This window comes from Bacteroides sp. (genome assembly GCF_052357945.1).
Lineage (GTDB): Bacteria > Bacteroidota > Bacteroidia > Bacteroidales > Bacteroidaceae > Bacteroides.
Genome location: NZ_DAWCXD010000311.1, coordinates 1 through 1,719, shown reverse-complemented (window position 1 = coordinate 1,719; position 1,719 = coordinate 1). Strand labels below are relative to the sequence as shown.

1 protein-coding gene and 1 pseudogene are annotated in these 1,719 nt (G+C 39.1%); one reads left to right on the top strand and one right to left on the bottom strand.

Annotation, left to right across the window (positions count from 1 at the left end):
* Nucleotides 1-352: 352 nt before the first annotated feature.
* Nucleotides 353-1,054 carry a ribose 5-phosphate isomerase A gene (gene rpiA / locus ACT8YW_RS23210; RefSeq protein WP_444107276.1) on the top strand — a complete coding sequence of 234 codons (702 nt, stop codon included), beginning with the start codon at nt 353-355 and terminating at the stop codon, nt 1,052-1,054.
* A gap of 572 nt (nt 1,055-1,626) precedes the next feature.
* Here the strand turns inward: rpiA and ACT8YW_RS23205 are convergent.
* Nucleotides 1,627-1,719 (bottom strand): annotated as a pseudogene (locus tag ACT8YW_RS23205) (carboxypeptidase-like regulatory domain-containing protein); the annotation flags it as partial.

The following is a 1,719-nucleotide window of genomic DNA, read 5'->3' as shown; positions in this document are numbered from 1 at the left end:
CAAAAAAAAGGCTATCTATCCCAGACAGCCAATCTTTGTTAACCTTAAATCTAATACTATGAAAAACACAGTACAAAGATACGGACTTTTCGGTTATCTCCAAATTTTCGGGACAAAGCAGCCTAACTTATAACACGGTTTAATAAAAAGCAGAGGTTTGTTAACGCTTAACGCAACAAAGTTAAAAATTAACGAATCGTTTATTAACTATTTAAATGATTGAAGGCTGTTGAAGAGACTTTTCTCATCTAAAGAGACTCTTCCCATCCGAAATTGAAACGAACAAACAAACAGATTCGCTAATTCGTTATATATAAAAGAGTAATCTAAAACAATTATAAAGCATAAATTTATGGACTGGGAAAATCATCTTATAAAGCACCTGCAATGGTCGGACTCCATTCTCAACCGGGAAGCCAAAGAACATGTAGCCCGTGAAATTGCCGCCACGGCAAAAGACGGAGATGTGATAGGAGCCGGCTCCGGCTCTACAGTCTATCTAACTCTGTTCGAACTGGCGCGACGGATTCGTGAAGAGCACTTGCATATTGAAGTGATTCCCGCCTCTCAAGAAATCTCGATGACTTGCATACAGCTAGGCATCCCACAAACTATCCTTTGGAACAAGCGCCCCGACTGGACATTTGACGGAGCGGACGAAGTAGACCCGCAGCGAAACTTGATTAAAGGACGTGGCGGAGCTATGTTCAAAGAAAAACTGCTCATTAGAAGCAGCCGCAAAACGTTCATCATCATCGATCCCAGCAAGCGCGTCAATCAGCTAGGAAGTAAATTTCCCATTCCAGTAGAGGTCTTTCCGGACTCACTAACTTATGTAGACCATGAGCTGCAACGACTGGGTGCATCAGAAATCGTCCTGCGTCCAGCCCACGGCAAAGACGGGCCTGTCTTTACAGAAAATGGGAATTTCATCCTCGACACCCGTTTTAACTATATTGATTCTTCGCTCGAAGAACAACTCAAAACCATTACCGGTGTCATAGAGAGCGGCCTTTTCATAGGTTATGATGTCGAAGTTATCATGGCAGAGTAAAACAACGTAAACTGGAAAATCGCATTTTGTAGAGATATGAATTAAATTTGTTCTAGTACAAATAAATATAGTATAGCTCTGTATCTATTTCATTTAGCAGAATTGAGTTGTACGACACCCGGGTGTCATGCAGCTTGACACCCGGATGTCAGTATGCTCAACACCCGGGTGTCGGTATGTATGAGACCCGGGTGTCGTACAAGTTATTATTACAGTATCTTGCATTCTTCTTTACTATAAGTCATAACTCCAATCACTGTCAGACTATAGCATTTAATTTATAACCCTTAAAACACAGATATTAAAACGTCATCAAACATATTTTTATTCAAAGCCGAAGATAGTTGAAAAAATAGGGAAAATACCGGGAAATTCATTAAAAATTCGGGTAGAATATTCCCCCCCATCTCAAAATCAATGAGAAAAAGAGACTACTAAATAAACAAGAACTGATAAAGGAAGTTTCAATAAAAGAAACCGAAAGAACCGGCCAATTTGCGAAAACAGAAAGAAAATAATTGAAAAACAATAAGATAGAAGAAGAAAATACGAAAAAACAAGAAGAAAAAAAATCAATAAGTCTTAGCAGAACTTGGTACATTTGCGATTATAAACTTACCGTCAATATCAGTGATAGTACCAAGGGTAGTGCCATTCACCAATAT